This is a genomic window from Methyloferula stellata AR4 (assembly GCF_000385335.1).
GTDB lineage: Bacteria > Pseudomonadota > Alphaproteobacteria > Rhizobiales > Beijerinckiaceae > Methyloferula > Methyloferula stellata.
In genome coordinates this window covers 1,574,792-1,592,175 of the sequence record NZ_ARWA01000001.1, presented here as the reverse complement: position 1 = coordinate 1,592,175, position 17,384 = coordinate 1,574,792, and the positions used below count along the sequence as shown (strand labels likewise).

Here is a 17,384-nt window from a genome sequence, read left to right as displayed (position 1 = left end):
ATTCGGCCTGTGTTTTCAGACTCTCTGTGCAAGTAAAGCCACATAGGCGGCCAGGGTTTCACTGCACATCCGGTCGACCGAAAAATAGGTCTGCACGAAGGTGCGGCTGCGAAACGCCAGCATATCGCGTGCCGAAGCGCCATAATTTAAGGCCTCGCCGATTACATCGGCAAGCGCGCGCGCATCGTGCGGCGGCACCCGCCAGCCGGTGCGCCCGGACGCCTCGACTTCGGGCGGCGCCAGGACCGTTTCCGATGCGGCACCGAGATCGGTGACGACAACCGGCGTGCCCATCGCCTGCGCTTCGACCGTCACGCGGCCGAAAGCCTCGGGCTCCGTCGATGGCACGACCACGACGGCGGCGGCGAGATGCGCCGCAGGCATGTCGCTCCAATGCCCGACGCGGCGCACGATATTTTGCAGATGCGCCTTTTCGATCTCCTGGTCGATCTCGCGCACATAGGCATTGCGGCCCTGCGGATCGCCCGCGAAAATGAATTTCGTATCGCTGAGACCCGATTCGACAAGCTGCTTGGCCGCCGCGATCAGAAGCTTGTGGCCCTTCCACGGACTGAGGCGCGCTGCGAGCAGCACTATCCTTTCATCTGGCGCTACGCCCCATTCGCGCCGCACCGCCTGAACCCGCATCGGATCGATGGCCGAGGGCGAAAAGGCTCGAAGATCGATGCCGCGATAGATGATCTTGGTCTTCGGCACGGCCTCTGGATAGAGTTTCGCGATGAGATCGGCCGTATAATGCGAATTGGCAATCACCATATCGCCTTGCGCCATGATCGAATTATAGCGCTGCTTCAAGGCCGCTTTGCCGGAATAGCTGCCGTGGAACGTGGTCACGAAAGGGGTTTTGGTCAGCCGCGTCGCGCCATGCGCGACCCAGGCCGGAGCACGCGAGCGCGCATGAACGATATCGACATGCTCCGCCCTGATCAGCTTCGCGAGACGGCGGACGTGAAGGGCCATGGCGATCGGGTTTTTGGTCTTGGCGGGAAACGGCACCCAGATTCCGCCCTTCGCCTGCAATTCGCTGACAAGCCGGCCGCTCTCACTTGCGACGAGCGCCCGGGCGCCGGCTTCGGCAAGCGCGGCGGCTATGTCGATCGTCGTCTGCTCGGCACCGCCAGCCGAGAGTTCCGGCAGGATTTGAAGAATGGTAAAGCCCGCGAGTTGATGCGCGGATCTGTCTGCGAAGGAACTTGAACCTTCGTGCATCGTGTCAGGCCGCGTTCGATGAAAAGCGATGCATAGACCCGCGGTGGGTGGACATCATGAGGCGACCATAAGAATGAACGGGCAAGATCCGCAATTTGAGATCGCCGCAAAGAGCAGTCTTCCACAGTTCATCCGCGTCGGGAAGGCACCGTCCGAACGTCGGATCGCCTATCTGAGCCGTACCGCGCGCAAAGGCCGCAAGAAGCGTCCGGGCGTCATCTGGCTTGGCGGCTTGAAATCCGACATGCGCTCGCTGAAGGCTTCGGCGCTCGATGCCTGGGCCGAGGAGCAGGGCCGCGCTTTTCTCAGATTCGACTATTCGGGACATGGCGACTCCGATGGCCGGTTCGAAGACGCAACTATCGGCGATTGGCTTGAAGAAAGCCTTGCCGTCTTGCGTTCGCAATCGAGCGGACCGCAGATTCTCGTCGGCTCGTCGATGGGTGGCTGGCTGGCGCTTCTTGTCGCGCGCGCCTTGCAGACTGCGGGCGACGAAAAGCGCCTCGCCGGATTGGTGCTCATCGCGCCCGCCGTCGATTTCACCGAACGGCTGATCTGGGCAAGGCTTTCGCCGGAGGCCAAAGCCGATATGGAGACCAAGGGCGTCTGGCTGCGGCAGTCCGCCTATTCGGCCGAGCCCTATCCGATCACACGCAAGCTCATCGAGGAGGGCCGCAAGCATCTGCTCTTCGATTCAATCATCCGGACCTATTGCCCCGTTCATATTTTGCAGGGTCTCAAGGATGAGGACGTGCCGCCATCGCATGCGATGGCGCTGGTCGAACATCTTGTCGGCGACGAAGTCGTGCTGACCTCGATCAAGGACGGCGATCACCGGCTGTCGCGGCCAGAGGATATCGCCCGCCTCATCGCCGCGATCGAGGCGATCGCTTAGCGCGATCGCTGCGGGGCGGTGAGAAGAGGCCGCACCCTTCGCGTCTCGACAACCCGCCGATCCGCGTGTATAGAACCCGGCTTCAACTTAAAACAGCGTGCCGAAACGCCTGCCCGGCCAGAAGGTCAGGGCAAAACGGCAAGGATGACGAAAATGAACATTATCGAGACGCTCGAGGCCGAACAGGTCGCGAAATTCAACGCCATCAAGACCATTCCGGACTTTCAGCCGGGCGATACCCTGATCGTCAACGTGAAAGTGAAAGAAGGCGAGCGCACCCGCGTGCAAGCCTATGAAGGCGTCTGCATCGCCCGCACCGGCGGCGGCCTCAACGAGAGCTTCACCGTTCGCAAGATTTCCTATGGCGAAGGCGTCGAGCGCGTTTTCCCGGTCTTCTCGCCCAATATAGATTCGATCAAGGTCGTGCGCCGCGGCAAGGTCCGCCGCGCCAAGCTCTATTATCTGCGTGACCGGCGCGGCAAGGCCGCCCGTATCGCCGAGAAGAAGGAGACGCCCGCGGCAAAGGCTGCGCGCGAGGCCGCCAAGAAGGAAGCCAAGGCTGAGGCCAAGGCCAAACTGGCAGCCAGCAAGGCATAAGCGCCCGGCGGCGTTTGAGCGCCGGGTCCATTCAGCCGCAAGCGCCATTTGGAGAATGCGGGATGGCGGACAAAGAGGGTGATACCGGCCCAGAAGCCAGTTACACGGGTCCCGAAAGCGAATGGGACTTCGATTTTGCCCGCCGCCTGATGGGCAAATATGTGATGGCTTCATTCAATTATCTGGAGCCCGACGGCGTCACCGTGCGGATGCACGAGCAGGTTCATGGCGTCGTGATCGATGCCACGCGGGACGAGGGATTCACCTTGGCCCTGCGCGGCACGCGCAAGGGCGAGACCGTTGTCCTGCCGCCGAACCCCTCGGCCTTCGTCAAACTCGCACCGGGAAATTATCGTCTGTCGACGACGGACGAGCGGGTGGTCAATCCGGACTATACGAGCCTTTGGAAGATCGTCGACGCCGAACATAAGTCGGATTGAGACCAGGCCCGGGCGCGCCACAGCTCAATGCCGTCGCTGCGCTCGGGAGGCTACTTCAATGGAACGGCTTACGGGCTACCGAGAATGCGGCGCGGCGCTCACGGGTATGCCGCCGCCGCTGCTGAAAAGCTTATAGGGCCACACGCCGTCAGGATCCGGCTTTTCCTGAACGATGATTTCCGTGCCTGGGCTCCATTCAGCCGCGATCTCCAATTGATCCGGCGCTATTTGAAACATGGATTCATCGGCAAGCTTGGCTATTCCGTCCTTACCCAGTTTCACAAGAAGGCTTATACGAGACATCCGCGGCTCCTAAAGGTTTCGACCTTTTTTCAACGCCCTTTCTCGCGTCGAAGAAGCCTCAAAATAATATCGCCGCGCGCCGCCGACAACCGGTTTTGAACGCTAGAGCATGCTGCGAAAAAGTGTCCGCGGTTTTTCGCGCAAAGCATGCTCCAAATGTTAGAATCTAGAGCATCTTGTCTGCTTTTAGGGGAACCACCTAAAGCAGGATGCTCTAGGCGCTCAGCGGCGCATTCAAGATCCAGCGGTGGCCGAAGGGATCGCGGAAGGTCGCGACGCGGGTGCCCCAAAATGAATTCGTCGGATTGGTTTCGCCCTTGGCGCCGAGCTGCGTGGCTTTGGCGAAAATCTCGTCGACCTCTTGCGGCTGCGTATATTCGAGACTGACGGAAGTGGTCGCGAGTTCGCCCGGCAGCGGGATGCGGGTCTGGCCGAATTCCGGAAAGGCATCGGAGAGCATGACCGTGCCGCCATTGATCGCCAGTTCGCAATGCAGGACCCGGAGGCCGTCAAGCGCCGGCATGAAGGCCTTCTGCTCCGCCTTGAACACGGCGGCGTAGAAACCAATTGCCCCGAGCGCGGGCGAAACCGTCAAATAAGGTGCGACCGGCGGGCGCATGCAAGGCTCCTTCGTCTCGATAAACCTGGATAAAGACTACTTTTCTCCCGCGATTCGAGCGAGTAAGAAACCGGATACATACATATATTCTCGTCAGACACCTGTTTTTGCCCGAAAGAGACCCGTAATCCATGACAACGCCTCGGACGCTATATGACAAGATTTGGGACGACCATCTCGTCGATGTGCATGACGATGGGACCTGCCTTCTCTACATAGACCGTCACCTCATCCACGAGGTCACGAGCCCGCAGGCTTTCGAAGGGCTGCGGCTCGCAGGCCGCAAATTGCGCGCGCCGGAAAAGACGCTGGCCGTCGTCGACCATAATGTGCCGACGACCGATCGTTCGGCCGGAATCGCCGATCCCGAAAGCCGTCTGCAGGTCGAGCAACTGGCCGCCAATGCGGCCGAGTTCGGCGTCGATTATTTTCACGAGCTCGATCCGCGTCAGGGCGTCGTCCATATCATCGGGCCCGAACAAGGCTTCACCCTGCCCGGTACGACGATCGTCTGCGGCGACAGCCATACCTCGACGCATGGCGCTTTCGGCGCGCTCGCGCATGGCATCGGCACGTCCGAGGTCGAGCATGTGCTCGCAACCCAGACGCTGATCCAATCCAAAGCCAAGAATATGCGCGTCACCGTCGATGGCATTTTGCCCGAAGGCGTTTCGGCGAAGGACATCGTGCTCGCGATCATCGGCCAGATCGGCACAGCGGGCGGCACCGGGCATGTCATCGAATATGCCGGCGAAGCGATCCGCGCGCTGTCGATGGAAGGCCGCATGACCGTCTGCAACATGACGATCGAAGGCGGTGCCAGAGCCGGGCTCATCGCGCCGGACGAAAAGACCTTCGCCTATCTCGAAGGCCGTCCCCGCGCCCCCAAGGGGGAGGCCTGGAAAGACGCGGTGCGCTATTGGGAAACGCTTCGTTCCGACGAAGGCGCCGTCTTCGACACGGAAATCCACCTCGATGCCGGCAAGCTGACGCCGACCGTGACCTGGGGCACGAGTCCCGAGGACGTCGCCGCGATCAACGGCCATGTGCCGCGCCTCGACGATGTCGAAGGCGAAGCGCAAAAGGCCAAGATCGCCCGCGCGCTCGACTATATGGGCCTCAAGGGCGGCGAGAAGATCACCGATATCGCGATCGATCGCGTCTTCATCGGCTCATGCACCAATGGCCGTATCGAAGATCTGCGTGCCGCCGCCTCCGTCATCGAGGGCAAGCAGGTTTCTCCCAAGGTCAATGCCATGGTCGTGCCGGGCTCCGGTCTCGTGAAACTGCAAGCCGAAGAAGAAGGCCTCGACAAGATCTTCAAGGCGGCGGGGTTCGAATGGCGCGAGCCCGGATGTTCCATGTGCCTTGCGATGAACCCGGACCGCCTCGCGCCCGGCGAGCGCTGCGCCTCGACGTCGAACCGCAATTTCGAAGGGCGGCAAGGCTATAAGGGCCGCACGCATCTCGTCTCGCCGGCCATGGCGGCGGCGGCGGCGATCGCTGGCCATTTCGTCGATATCCGGGAGTGGGCGAAAGCTTGATTCCGAAAAGTGGGAAGCGGACCTGATCTCGGCTTTGGCCGAGATCAGCTTTTGAATGAGGTCCTAACCGGGATCTATTGATGGATCGGGTGCCAGAAGAACCACGACCCGATCGATGAACTGTGCTGCGCTGTCGATCGCCGCCGCAGCTTCTGCCTCCGTCATCACGGCCGTGGCCGATGCCATAATCTCCGAGCTCCTTATATTTGTAGGCCTGCGCCAGAAAGGTCAGCAAAGCTTTGTCGGCATCAGAGCTGTCTTTGAGAAGACGCGCGAATTCCGTGCGGACACCCGAATGCGTCTTGGCGATCTTGCCAGTGCGCTCAATGATAAAAGCCTCCGCCGCGTGAAACGCTGCATAATAGGCCAAACGCGCCGAGACTTTGGCGAGTTGGATCGTCATGATCTTGCGCGCATCGGCCAGATCGCCCCGTGCCTTATCAAGGTAGTTACTGGCTTCCGGCGTCACAGATCGACGCCCTCGCGGCGCAGCTCCTGCATCAGCCCGGTCCGCTCAAGATAGGAACCTGCCTGCAAGGGTAGAGCGTTGATGATGGCGCCAGTATCGAGGAGAATCTTAGTTTCAATCTCAGCGATCTTGCCTGCTTCCGTGCCAAACCCGTGAAGGTCTTTGAGGAACACCGCCACGTCGTAATCCGAATCAGGGCGCGCGTCGCCGCGCGCGCGCGAGCCAAACAGCACGACGCGCTCGATCCGCTCGCCATAGACTTCATTGAGCGCGTCGCGGAAACGGCTCAAAATTGGGTCAGCCCTCATTGCCATAGGAGAATTGTAGCACAGCTCAAAGGGAAAGCTCATCTGAGGCTGTCGTTCATGCGGGTAAACAAAAAGCCAGCCGAAAGGCTGGCTTTTTACATTTGTGCCGGGCGGCTTTTTCAGCAGGCGCGATCGATATGATATCCGTTCGGTCCCGCCGTCCCGCGGATTTGGCAGCCGCCATAGGTCCCTTCAAATCCATAGGAGTTGCGGCCGGTCTTCCAGGTCGAGCCCTCGCCATTGTGATATTTGGCATGGTGTTCATCGACCCTCTTTTGCACTGGCGCGGGCTTTTCATTGGTCAAGAGCTTGTCTTCGGTCTTGGCCTTGTCGTCCGGCATTGAGACCGCCGCGGCCGGAGCCGGAGCCGCCTCTTCCTTGCCGTCGGGCGTCGAAGCCGTCGTCGCCGGAGCCGCGATGGCGGCGGGAGCTGGCTGCATATTCGGGTCCGTGTTCGGCATTTCGCCAGCCAGGGCGGCGGTGACGAAAGCGGCTGAAGCGGCAAGAGCGATCAGATAGGTCTTCATGGCTCGGTCTCTCCTTTAAAGGGCAAGGCCCCAAGTTCTTTAGGGCAGGTCTAAGGTCTTCCTCGTGACTCGCGGCGCCTTGCCGCAACAAGCAGGATCAACCTAGCTCCCGCCGCCTGCAGTTTCTGTGATGGATGTCACAAGTTCTAAAAGGCTGTTCTCAAGCGTGTTTTCCGCGCTCGTTTTGGCCGCGCCGAGGTAAAAAGAAGGGGTTTCCGGCTGGACCGTAAAATTCATGCCGGCTCATGGGGATTGCCCTGCGAAAGCAAGCTTCAACACTGGACTTGCCGCTGAAGTTCATGGCAGAAACCCGGTCTCCAAGCCCCACCGGCAAAATGCGGTGAGGCCCGCCGCGGGCGTGGTGGAACTGGTAGACGCGCCGGACTCAAAATCCGGTTCTGGAGACAGAGTGTCGGTTCGATTCCGACCGCCCGCACCACCTTAAATCTCATTTTAAATAATATGAGGCTGGAGAAGCCTCCTGGCTTGCCTTTCTCCCCAGCGCTGAAATCCCCAGGAAAACAAAGAGGCCTGAGCACGGCTGCACCGGCCTCTCGACAGCAGCCTTTCCCCCCGCGCTACAAGCCATTGTGATCCCTGGCCACCGCCGGTTGGGATACCAGTCGCAACTACCAATAACCCAAGAGTCACAACAGCTTCACCGCCATTCCGACGAGGAAAAGGAGCGGCGGTGAAGGGCTGACTCACACCTATTTCGAGGAGAGTCGAAATGGCGAGAGACTACGCATTTCACGACCTGACGCGGCGGCACCTGCTCGGCGCGGCAGGCATGGGCGGCCTCAGCATGCTGACTGCGCCAGCCTTCGCGCAGAGAATGATCGATCTGCATGCTACGGGCGGCCTCAGCACACGCCCGCTTACCACCGATTTCCCGCAAAAAGGACCGATGATTTTGCAGCGGACGAGCCCGCCCTGGCTCGAAACGCCGTTCGATACGTTCGACAAGGGCGTGTTCACCCCCAACGACCGGCATTTCGTGAGCTGGCACTGGGCGGATTTTCCGAGCGAGCCCGATCTTAATGCCTATCGTCTGACCGTGCGGGGCCATGTCAATCAGCCATTGTCGCTGACCATCCATGAGATCTTGAACGATTTCCCGCGCGTCGAACTCGCCGCCGTCGCGCAATGCGCCGGAAATTCGCGCATCTACATGCAGCCGCGCGTCGCTGGCGCGCAATGGGCGAATGGTTCGATGAGCAATGCGATGTGGACCGGCATTCCGCTGAAGGCCGTGCTCGACCGCGCGGGCGTGAAGGCGGGCGCTCTGCAGGTCCGTTTCGGCGGCATGGACAAGGTGATCCTGCCCGAGTCGCCGGCCTTCTTGAAGTCGATCGACATCGATCACGCCCGCGACGGCGAGCTGATGCTGGCTTTCGGTATGAACGGCGAACAGCTCCCTTTGTTGAACGGCTTTCCGCTGAAGCTTATCGTCCCTGGCTGGTGCGCAGTCTATTGGATCAAGATGCTGAACGACATCGAGGTGCTGGATCAGCCCGACACCAATTATTGGACGGCGAAAGGCTATCGCCTTCCCGATACGCCGTTCGGCAATGTCAAACCCGGCGACAGCAACTTCAAACTGATCCCGGTTACACGCAACGTCCCGCGCTCCTTCATTACCAATATCCGCTCGGGCGATACGATAAAGGCCGGCACGCCGACCGAGGCTCGCGGCATCGCCTTCGGCGGCGATTGCGGCGTGGCGCGTGTGGATCTGTCGCTCGATGGCGGCAAGAACTGGCTTCCGACACAACTTGGAAAAGACGAAGGCAAATACAGCTTCCGGCAATGGCAGACGAGCTTCGCGCTGCCCGCGCGCGGCGCTTACGACTTGATGATCCGCTGCACCAACACGAAGGGCGAGGCGCAGCCTGCTTTCCCGATCTGGAATCCGGCGGGCTACATGTCGAATACGATCGAAACGACCCATGTGTCGGCGGCTTGAGGGAGACAGACGATGCTGCGCGGAGTGCTGTTTCCCCTTGCCCTATCCGTCACGCTTCTGCTGCCGCTTGCCGGCAGCGCCAAGCCGATCACGGATCTGAAGTCGTTCAAGCTTGATATGCCCATTCCCGACCAAATGTTTCCGGAGGGTCCCGGCGCCGATGCGATCAATGCCAATTGTCTCGTCTGCCATTCGGAAGACCACGTGATGAACCAGCCCTCGCTCACGAAGGAAGGCTGGACAGAGGTCGTCGAAAAGATGATCAAGGCCTATAAGGCGCCGATCAGCGAAGCAGATGCCTCAGCGATCGTCGATTATCTGGTCCGCATCAAGGGCAGGAAATAGCGATCCTCTCGGGGAAGCCCGCGGCCCTGGCTTTGTAGACTTGACGTGATGCCACCATATAGGGCCCATCATGCTTAGAGGCGGAGGCGGATAGGCCTCCGCCCTTTGCGGCGATGTCTTCTGTCCTCGCCTCCCGTAAGAAGAGATTTGAATATGCGTAAAGTGATGGCCGCGAAACTGCACGGAATCCGTGTCACCGCGGCGGACCTCGACTATCACGGTTCGATCACGCTCGATCCCGACCATTGCGAAGCGGCGGGCATTTTTCCGCTCGAATTCGTCGATATCTGGAACAAGAACTCCGGCGCTCGCATATCGACTTATGTCATCCTCGGCGAGCGTGGCTCGCGCTGCTGCGTTTTAAACGGCGCCGCGGCGCGAACCTGTCAGGTCGGCGATGAGATCATCATCTGCAGCTCGCATTACCTTGAGGCGGAGCACATTGCCGATTTCCAGCCGAAGATCCTGACCTTCGATCAAGCCAATAATATCGTCGAACGGCTCTCTTACGTCGTCGAACGCGATCAAGACGGCACTCATCGGTTCAGCATCAAGAACGACAGCGGGAACGTCTTGCCCATTCCGTTGAAGACAAAACACAGCTGATGCTTCATCGGCTTTTTTGAGTGCCTGACGGGAAGCCGGAGGCTTCATCGACGAGGCGATAGAGTTCCTGCTCGGCCTTGGTCAGATAGCGTTCCTTGTGCCGCAGCGCCAGGAATTGCCGCTTCGGCAAGGCAAGGTCGAGCGCGACAAGCGCCCCCGATTTGAGCGAAGATCCGACGACCAGTTTCGAGAGGATTGCGGCGCCCGCGCCGTCTTCGACGGCGGTGCGCACGGCCTCGTTCGACGGCATTTCAAGAACGATATTGAGATCCGCGAGGCGCAAACCGAGGTCCGTCATCGCCGCCTCGAAAATCGCGCGGGTCCCCGAGCCCTGCTCGCGCACCACCCAGGCCAAGGCTTTGAGCTCCGCCGATGACACCGCCGCTTTTTTCTCTTGCCAATAGCCGGGAGCAACGACGAGAACCAATTCATCATCGCCGACCGGCTTGATTGCGAGAACGGGGTCGTCGATCGCGCCTTCCACGAAGCCGAGATCGGCAAGACCATCATGCACCATGGACGCGACGGCTTCCGTATTGCCGATGATCAGACGCAGCTCGATCCCGGGATAGATCCCGCGATAGCGATGCATCAGCGCGGGCAGCCAATAATTCGCGACAGTCTGGCTCGCGGCGAGAGTCAGCGATCCACGTTTGAGGCCGGCAAGATCCGCCAGCACCGTCTCCGCCGCGCGTGCCCTGGCAAGCACGGCCCGCGCCTCGGAAAGGAAGGTGCGCCCGGCCTCGGTCAATTCGATGCGCCGCCCCACCCGGTCGAAAAGCTTGGTCGCATAGCGATTTTCAAGCGCCGAAACCGCCGCGCTTACGGCCGATTGCGTCAAATTGAGATCGCCCGCGGCCTTGGTCACGTGCTCGCGCTCGGCCACCGCCACGAAGATCCGGAGCTGTTCCAGGGTCATCGCTTTTCCGTCATATCCTTACCTTGACCGTCCAGACTGGACCTTGCGGGCTCGAACATCAACGTTGCGGCTCCTTGATACGGATCAACGCCGCCCGACTTGAGAAGCTTAGGGTCCGCGTCCTCGCGCAACAACCCGACGCAGGAGCAGGCTATGGCAAATCACCAAGGCAGCGCGAAGCCCGATCGCAGCGAAACCAAAGCCTATCTCGTCGGCGGCGGCATAGCCTCGCTGGCGGCCGCGGCATTTCTGATCCGCGACGGCCATGTGCTGGGCCAGAACATCACGATCTTCGAAGAGCTCGACCGGATCGGCGGCAGTCTCGACGGCGCCGGCTCGCCCGAGACGGGATATGTCTTGCGCGGCGGGCGTATGTTCGAACGCGAATACCGCTGCACCTTCGGTCTCTTCTCGGACATCCCGACGCTCGACAAAAAGCAGACCGTGACGCAGGAAATTCTCGAATGGAACGAGATCATCAAGACCGGATCGAAATCGCGGCTCGTGCGCGCGGGACGGAAGATCGACACGCCCGAGTTCGGCTTGAGCGAGCGGCATATTCTGACCCTCGAACGTCTGGCGATAGAGCCCGAAGCATTGCTCGGCACCAGCAGCATCGAGGATCAATTCGACGCCTCTTTCTTCGAGACGAATTTCTGGCTCATGTGGTGCACGACCTTTGCCTTCCAGCCCTGGCATAGCGCGGTCGAGTTCAAGCGCTATCTCGTCCGCTTCGTGCATATGGTCGACGGCTTCAACCAGCTCAAAGGCATCATGCGCACGGTCTATAATCAATATGACTCGCTGGTCCGGCCGCTGAAGGCCTGGCTCGACGAGCGCGGTGTCGTATTCGTCATGAATGCCAGGGTCACCGATCTCATGTTCAACGAAGAAAGCGCCAGCAAGACCGTCGAGCGCATCTTCCTCCAACAAGGCAATATGACCGAGGAGATCGTTTTAGGGGCCGACGATATCGTGATCGTCACGCTCGGCTCGATGACGGAAGCATCCAGCCTCGGTAGCTCTTCTCGCGCCCCGGAGCTCAGAGGCAAACGTGACGGCGGCGCTTGGGCCTTGTGGGAGAGGATCGCGTTAGGCCGGCCGGAATTCGGCGAGCCATCCGCCTTTACCGACCATATCGAAGAGTCGAAATGGATCTCTTTCACTTCGACGCAGCGCGATCCGGCTTTCTTCAATCTGATGCGGGATTTCACCGGCAATGTTCCGGGCGAAGGCGGCCTCGTCACATTCGCCGATTCGAACTGGCTGATGTCGATCGTCTTGCCGTATCAGCCGCATTTCATCGGCCAGCCCGCGGATGTGAATGTCTTCTGGGGTTATGGCCTTTATGTCGACAGGCCCGGCAATTTCGTCAAGAAGCCGATGGCGCAATGTTCGGGCGATGAGATCATGACCGAAGTTTTGGGCCATCTGCGGATCGAGGTCGAGGCGAAGCGCATCCTCGACACCACGATCACCATTCCCTGCATGATGCCCTTCATCACCAGCCAGTTTCTGCGGCGTGCCAAGGGCGATCGTCCGTCAGTCGTGCCATCCGGCTGGCGCAATCTCGGCTTCGCCGGGCAATTCGTCGAAGTGCCTGACGATGTGGTGTTCACGGTCGAATATTCGATCCGAACGGCGCAGGCGGCAGTCTGCGAACTGCTCGATCTCCCGACCACGCCACCACCGGTCTATAAGGGGGAATTCAATCCCCGCGTTCTGTTCAAAGCCTTCGCCGCGCTGCATGATCTGCGTGGATGAAAGACACAGCCGTATGGGGTTTATTGCGTCATCTCCACCAGCATCAGGCTGAAACAGGCGATGAAGGCAAAGGCGGCGGAGCCAAGGATCAAAGGCCGCAACCCTTTAGCCTTGAGCTTGCGGATATCGGTTTCAAGGCCCATAGCCGCGAGCGCCATGGAAAGCAGGAAGGTCGTCAGCAGAACGAGTCCTGATTGGAGACCGGCTGGCACGGTGATGACGCTGTTCAATCCGACGAGCGCAACGAAGCCGAGCACGAACCAGGGCATGGGTGCTTTTGCCGGCGCATGGCCATGGCTGTCCTTCCGGGCGCTTGCCATGAGGCCAAGCGCGATCACGACTGGCGCCAGCATCGCGACGCGCGAGAGTTTGGCGATGGTGCCGAAATCACCTGCCTGCTGGCCATCCTGATAGGCCGCCGCCACGACCTGCGCGATCTCATGGATCGACGCACCAGCCCAAAGCCCGAAGGCATGCGGCGTCAAATGCAGAAGCCCCGGCAAGAGAGGATAGACGAACATGGCGATCGAGCCGAACACGGTGACGCAGGCAACCGCATAAGCGACATCCTCGTCATGCGCACGCGTGACGGTATTGGTCGCGATCACCGCCGAGGCGCCGCAGATCGACGTGCCCGCCGCGATCAGCTCGGCGAGCTTGCGATCGACGCCGAGCATATGACCGAGCCATTTGGTGAAAACAAAGGTACTGACGAGCGTCAGCGCGATGACGGCGATTCCCGTCGCGCCGACCTCGATCACTTGCGCCGCCGTCAATTGCAGACCGAGCAGAATGATCGCGAGCCGCAGGATCTTGCGCAGCGAGAACATCACGCCGGCTTTGGCCCGCACCGGCGTGCCGATGAGATTATGAAAGGCGATGCCCATGACGATCGCCAATATCATCGGGCTGAAGGTCGCAACGCCCGGCACTTGGCGCAGCGCGAAAGAGGCCGCCGCGATCGACGCTGTGAGAAATATCCCCGGCACAAGGCCCCAAACGGAGGCTTTGCGTGCGGCAGAGTTATGACCGGCCGCCTGCGACGTTAATGGCGTTTGATGGGTTTCTTGCGGGACGATCGCGTGCACTGAGTCGGCTCCTTAAATCATTGAGCCGAATGTGGTTCTGAGCGATCAATCAATCCAATTCATTATACTGCACGAACCGTTCTTATTTTAAGAATGGTTGTGCTGGGCAGGCCCCGGCCCTCCCGTCATTGCGAGGAGCGAAGCGACGAAGCAATCCAGGCCGCTTGCTTAAGCGGTTGCCCTGGATTGCTTCGCTACGCTGGCAATGACAATCGAGTCTCGGAAAAACTCCTGTTGTCACTCCGCCGCGACGGCGCGCCAGCCCAATTGGCGCAGCGACCGGTCGATCCACATCTTGGTCAGCTTCTCTTGCACGCCGTTTTGCGAGAGGCGCTGGCGCAGGCTGGCGAAATCGACCTTGTCCAGCGGCTGATCCTGGTTGAAGCAGGAGAAGACCACCGTCTCGGCGCCCGTTTCCGGATCTCTGTGAAGCTGCAGGCATTGACCGCAGATTTCCTTCATCGCGCATTGCATCGGCGAGTTGATCGATCCGATGGCGCAATGCGACGGCTTCAACAGAGGCTTCAAGACGCCGTGCCGCGCCTTCGCGACGGCATTCATCATGCCGTCCGAGCCGATGGCGATGATGCGATCGACCTGATCGAGGGGGATCGACGGCTTACCGAGCTTGCCCGATCCATAGGCCTCGATCGCTTCCACGATATTGCAGACCGTGGACATATCCTGCGGCCGTGTCGGCTTGAACCCGGGCGCTTCGTCCGAGCACCAGACGATGACATCGGCGGCGCGCTCGATTTCCTCGATCTTGTAGCGGTCGATCAGCCGCTTATAGCCTGCGATATAGATCACTTTCGAACCGCTGGCGCGCAGCGCCTGCCCGATCGAGAACAAGACCGCATTGCCGAGACCGCCGCCGACGAGCAGCACGGTTTCTTCATGCGGCGTTTCGGTCGGCTCGCCGGTCGGCCCCATCAAGATGACGGGTTCGCCCGGCTGCAGATGCGCGCAGAGATCCGACGAGCCGCCCATTTCCAGCACGATCGTCGAGAGCAGGCCCTGATATTTGTCGACGGATGCGCCGGTGAGCGCCAAGCCTTCCATCATCAAGGTCGTGCCGTCGGCGCGCGGCGCCAAAGCCTCGAAATTCTGCAAGCGATAGAATTGGCCGGGCATGAAAGCCCGCGCTGCGAAGGGCGCATGGACGGTAACTTCGACAATGGTCGGAGTCAGCCGCTCGACCGAGCGCACGGTGGCGCGCAGCCCCTCGTTCATCGTCGCGGCGAGAGCCTCCGGCGTCACGGGCGTATGCGCAGTCGCCGCCATCTGCCGGCTGACGACGGGATAGCCGAGTTTCGCGCTCGCCATTGCCTTCACGACATTGCCGGCGAAGCTCGGATGCAGATCGCCGAAGAAGCTGACGGATCGTCCATCCGGCCGCGCGCTCATCAGCACATGGACCGTGTTCGGCTTGCAGGATTTTTCCGGATGGACCGGCGTGCCATCCTCGCCATAGGCCTGGAAGTAACGGCCATCGAGCACGACGTTGAGCGGATCTTCGCGGCCGAGCACCGTGTTCGGCTGAGTGCCCGCCGCCACGATGACGGAGCGCGCGGGCAGCGTCAGTTTCTCGACGACGGCCTCGCCGGTCGCCGCGTCCTTCGAATGACGCGAGACGACCAATGCCTCAGCGACACCATAATGATCAACCTTGACCTCTTCAGGCGTCAGGCCTTCGGCGAAGCGAATGCCTTCCTGCATCGCCAGGGCCACTTCTTCGTGGTTCAGCGTATAGCTCGGCGCATCGATCAGACGGCGGCGATAAGCGATCACCACGCCGCCCCATTGGTCCAGCAGATCGGCGATGCGCGGCTTCAGTCCGGCCGCATGTGCGAGCTTGCGCTCGTCACGGATGGCCTTCGCATGGGCGATGAATTCGTCGGCGACTTCCTGCTCGTGCGGCGTCCAGATTCCGCGCACCCCTGCCTCGCCATGTTCGGCGATGAGCGTCTCGTAGCGGGTGACGAATTTCTCGACCTGCACGGGATAATAGGCGAGCGCCTCCGTCGCTGCGTCGATCGCGGTGAGGCCGCCACCGATCACCACGACGGGCAGGCGGATCTGCAAATTCGCAATCGAGTCAGCTTTGGCGGCTCCGGTCAATTGCAGCGCCATCAGGAAGTCCGAGGCCTGACGCACGCCGGGCGCCAAGCCGTTCTTCATCGGAATGACGGTCGGGCGTCCCGCGCCCGCGCAAAGCGCGATATGATCGAAGCCAAGCTCGAAAGCCTTGTCGATGCCGATCGTGCCGCCGAAGCGAACACCGCCGATCATGGTGAACTGGCTGCGGCGTTCCAGCAGCAGCCGGATCATCTTCAGGAAGTTTTTGTCCCAGCGGACCGTGATGCCATATTCCGCGACGCCGCCGAAGCCGGCGCTGGTGCGGCTCTCCAAAGGTTCGATCAGGCTCTTGACGTCAAAGACGGGCTCGAACGGGACGCGGCTGCCGTATTTGTCGACGCCCGACAAAGCCGGATCGAGCGGTTCAATCTTCAATCCGTCGACCGCGATGACGGTATGACCGTCGTTCATCAGATGATGCGAGAGCGTATAGCCCGCCGGCCCGAGCCCGACGACGAGCACCTTATAGCCGGTTGAAACCTTCGGCACCGGGCGGCGCAGATTGAGCGGGCTCCAGCGGGTGAAAAGCGAATAGATCTCGAAGCCCCAAGGCAGGGACAGAAGATCCTTCAGCGTCTCGGTCTCGATCTGCGGAATATCGACCGGCTCCTGCTTTTGATAGATGCAGGACTTCATGCAATCGTTGCAGATGCGGTGGCCGGTGCCGGCGCACATCGGATTATCGACGGTGGCGATCGCAATCGCGCCGACCACGAAGCCGCGCGTCTTCGTCAGATTCATCTCGGAGATTTTTTCTTCGAGCGGACATCCGTTAAGCGGCACGCCGAAGGCGCTGCCCTTGAACGCGCCCGTCTCCTTATCCTTCAAGCCGGTGGAGCAGCTATCCTTGCCCTGCGGATGGCACCAGATGCAGTAGTTCGCCTGATCGAGCGCGCCGCGCATATCCATGCCGTGATCGGTCAGCGCGAAGCCTTCGCGATGGCGCCAGCGATCCTTCGGCAGACGCGCCTGCGCGACGCCGTCGATGACCTCCGTCTCGATCGGAACGAGATGCGACGCGTCGAGCTTATGCGGCACGCGGAAGAGGACCCAGGATTTATGCGAAGCCTTGCCGGCCTGCGAGAGCGTCGCCCAGGCGGCATAGCGCGCCGCGAGGTCGAGCGCGGCTTCGTCGCCGTCATTGTCGAGCCAGTTCTGGACATGCTTGGCGTAGCTCAATTCGGTGATCGGCTCGCCGAACAGTTTTTCGAGTTCCGCCGTGACCACGGCCCCATCGATTTCCTCGGCCTCTTCGGCCGAGACGCCCTTGATCGCGCGGCGCTGCACGAAGAGCCGCTTCACCGTATAGATCGCAGCCAGCTCATTGTGGCGCGCCTGCATCGCCGAAATCTCGCCGGAGATTCCAAAGAGACGCCCGATGAAATCCTCGACATGCGGCGCCGCATCGACGATCAGCGCGGATTCTTCTTTGTGCTCGAGCGCCGACGGATCGGCACGTCCGGTCACGAGACGATTGTGCAGGGCTGCATCAGCTTCGGCCAGATAGGCGATGAACGCCTGATCGATCGCGGCCAGTCCGTCGACCTTATAGAGCTGCTCAAATGTGAAGCCCATTCCGAGTTGAAGCTTATGCGCCATTTATGATGCCCGTTTTCAAAGAGAGA

General features: G+C 60.6%; 17 protein-coding genes, 1 tRNA gene and 1 pseudogene. 9 read left to right on the top strand and 10 right to left on the bottom strand.

All coding sequences use genetic code 11. From position 1 onward, the window contains the following. Positions 1–15 precede the first annotated feature (15 nt). The gene (locus tag A3OQ_RS0107785) at positions 16–1,230 is read right to left on the bottom strand and encodes a glycosyltransferase family 4 protein (protein WP_020174813.1); all 1,215 of its coding nucleotides are present in this window, start codon (positions 1,228–1,230) and stop codon (positions 16–18) included. A gap of 73 nt (positions 1,231–1,303) precedes the next feature. On the opposite strand from A3OQ_RS0107785, the gene A3OQ_RS0107780 reads away from it, so the two are divergent. The 3 genes from A3OQ_RS0107780 to A3OQ_RS0107770 all read left to right on the top strand — a co-directional run bounded on the left by A3OQ_RS0107780 (position 1,304) and on the right by A3OQ_RS0107770 (position 3,162). Beyond that, positions 1,304–2,125: an alpha/beta hydrolase gene (locus A3OQ_RS0107780; protein WP_020174812.1), complete on the top strand. Its 822-nt coding sequence runs from the start codon at positions 1,304–1,306 to the stop codon at positions 2,123–2,125. 153 nt (positions 2,126–2,278) lie between these two features. Beyond that, positions 2,279–2,722 (top strand): 50S ribosomal protein L19, encoded by a 444-nt coding sequence (rplS, locus tag A3OQ_RS0107775; protein ID WP_026595617.1) that lies wholly within the window; start codon positions 2,279–2,281, stop codon positions 2,720–2,722. A 62-nt stretch (positions 2,723–2,784) separates the two neighbouring features. Then, positions 2,785–3,162 (top strand): hypothetical protein, encoded by a 378-nt coding sequence (locus A3OQ_RS0107770; RefSeq protein WP_020174810.1) that lies wholly within the window; start codon positions 2,785–2,787, stop codon positions 3,160–3,162. Positions 3,163–3,237: 75 nt separating this feature from the next. On the opposite strand, the gene A3OQ_RS21670 is transcribed toward A3OQ_RS0107770, so the two are convergent. Together A3OQ_RS21670 and A3OQ_RS0107755 are read right to left on the bottom strand one after the other, a co-directional pair. Then, on the bottom strand, positions 3,238–3,465 hold the full coding sequence (locus A3OQ_RS21670; RefSeq protein ID WP_020174809.1) for a hypothetical protein: 228 nt from the start codon (positions 3,463–3,465) through the stop codon (positions 3,238–3,240). 214 nt (positions 3,466–3,679) lie between these two features. After that, positions 3,680–4,084: a VOC family protein gene (locus tag A3OQ_RS0107755; RefSeq protein WP_020174808.1), complete on the bottom strand. Its 405-nt coding sequence runs from the start codon at positions 4,082–4,084 to the stop codon at positions 3,680–3,682. A gap of 131 nt (positions 4,085–4,215) precedes the next feature. Between A3OQ_RS0107755 and leuC the strand changes: the two genes are divergently transcribed. After that, positions 4,216–5,628 carry a 3-isopropylmalate dehydratase large subunit gene (gene leuC, locus A3OQ_RS0107750; RefSeq protein WP_020174807.1) on the top strand — a complete coding sequence of 471 codons (1,413 nt, stop codon included), beginning with the start codon at positions 4,216–4,218 and terminating at the stop codon, positions 5,626–5,628. Between the two features lie 63 nt (positions 5,629–5,691). On the opposite strand, the gene A3OQ_RS25185 is transcribed toward leuC, so the two are convergent. From A3OQ_RS25185 to A3OQ_RS24820, 4 genes and pseudogenes are all read right to left on the bottom strand, one after another. After that, the gene (locus A3OQ_RS25185) at positions 5,692–5,814 is read right to left on the bottom strand and encodes a hypothetical protein (RefSeq protein ID WP_020174806.1); all 123 of its coding nucleotides are present in this window, start codon (positions 5,812–5,814) and stop codon (positions 5,692–5,694) included. Between the two features lie 46 nt (positions 5,815–5,860). After that, positions 5,861–6,031: pseudogene (locus A3OQ_RS25035) on the bottom strand (HEPN domain-containing protein); the annotation flags it as partial. A gap of 62 nt (positions 6,032–6,093) precedes the next feature. After that, a complete protein-coding gene (locus tag A3OQ_RS0107740; protein WP_244427109.1) occupies positions 6,094–6,447 on the bottom strand; it encodes a nucleotidyltransferase domain-containing protein in 354 nt (117 codons plus the stop codon). 77 nt (positions 6,448–6,524) lie between these two features. Next, a complete protein-coding gene (locus A3OQ_RS24820) occupies positions 6,525–6,932 on the bottom strand; it encodes a hypothetical protein (RefSeq protein ID WP_020174804.1) in 408 nt (135 codons plus the stop codon). A 352-nt stretch (positions 6,933–7,284) separates the two neighbouring features. Here A3OQ_RS24820 and A3OQ_RS0107725 point away from each other — a divergent pair. From A3OQ_RS0107725 to panD, 4 genes are all read left to right on the top strand, one after another. Beyond that, positions 7,285–7,371: transfer RNA gene (locus A3OQ_RS0107725), tRNA-Leu, on the top strand. A gap of 291 nt (positions 7,372–7,662) precedes the next feature. Continuing rightward, positions 7,663–8,898, top strand: a complete 1,236-nt coding sequence (locus A3OQ_RS0107720; protein WP_020174802.1) for a molybdopterin-dependent oxidoreductase — start codon at positions 7,663–7,665, stop codon at positions 8,896–8,898. A 12-nt stretch (positions 8,899–8,910) separates the two neighbouring features. Continuing rightward, positions 8,911–9,243, top strand: a complete 333-nt coding sequence (locus A3OQ_RS0107715; protein ID WP_020174801.1) for a c-type cytochrome — start codon at positions 8,911–8,913, stop codon at positions 9,241–9,243. 153 nt (positions 9,244–9,396) lie between these two features. Beyond that, complete coding sequence (panD, locus tag A3OQ_RS0107710) at positions 9,397–9,849, top strand: aspartate 1-decarboxylase (protein ID WP_026595614.1); 453 nt, start codon at positions 9,397–9,399, stop codon at positions 9,847–9,849. Positions 9,850–9,853: 4 nt separating this feature from the next. Here panD and A3OQ_RS0107705 read toward each other — a convergent pair whose 3' ends face one another. Continuing rightward, positions 9,854–10,768, bottom strand: coding sequence for a LysR family transcriptional regulator (locus A3OQ_RS0107705; protein WP_020174799.1), 915 nt, complete (start codon positions 10,766–10,768; stop codon positions 9,854–9,856). A gap of 153 nt (positions 10,769–10,921) precedes the next feature. On the opposite strand from A3OQ_RS0107705, the gene A3OQ_RS0107700 reads away from it, so the two are divergent. Further along, positions 10,922–12,532, top strand: coding sequence for an oleate hydratase (locus A3OQ_RS0107700; RefSeq protein ID WP_020174797.1), 1,611 nt, complete (start codon positions 10,922–10,924; stop codon positions 12,530–12,532). A gap of 20 nt (positions 12,533–12,552) precedes the next feature. Here A3OQ_RS0107700 and A3OQ_RS0107695 read toward each other — a convergent pair whose 3' ends face one another. Together A3OQ_RS0107695 and A3OQ_RS0107690 are read right to left on the bottom strand one after the other, a co-directional pair. Beyond that, positions 12,553–13,620 carry a YeiH family protein gene (locus tag A3OQ_RS0107695; protein ID WP_425280282.1) on the bottom strand — a complete coding sequence of 356 codons (1,068 nt, stop codon included), beginning with the start codon at positions 13,618–13,620 and terminating at the stop codon, positions 12,553–12,555. Positions 13,621–13,857: 237 nt separating this feature from the next. Continuing rightward, entirely contained in the window at positions 13,858–17,358 is a 3,501-nt protein-coding gene (locus A3OQ_RS0107690) for an FAD-dependent oxidoreductase (RefSeq protein ID WP_020174795.1), read from the bottom strand. Positions 17,359–17,384 lie beyond the last annotated feature (26 nt).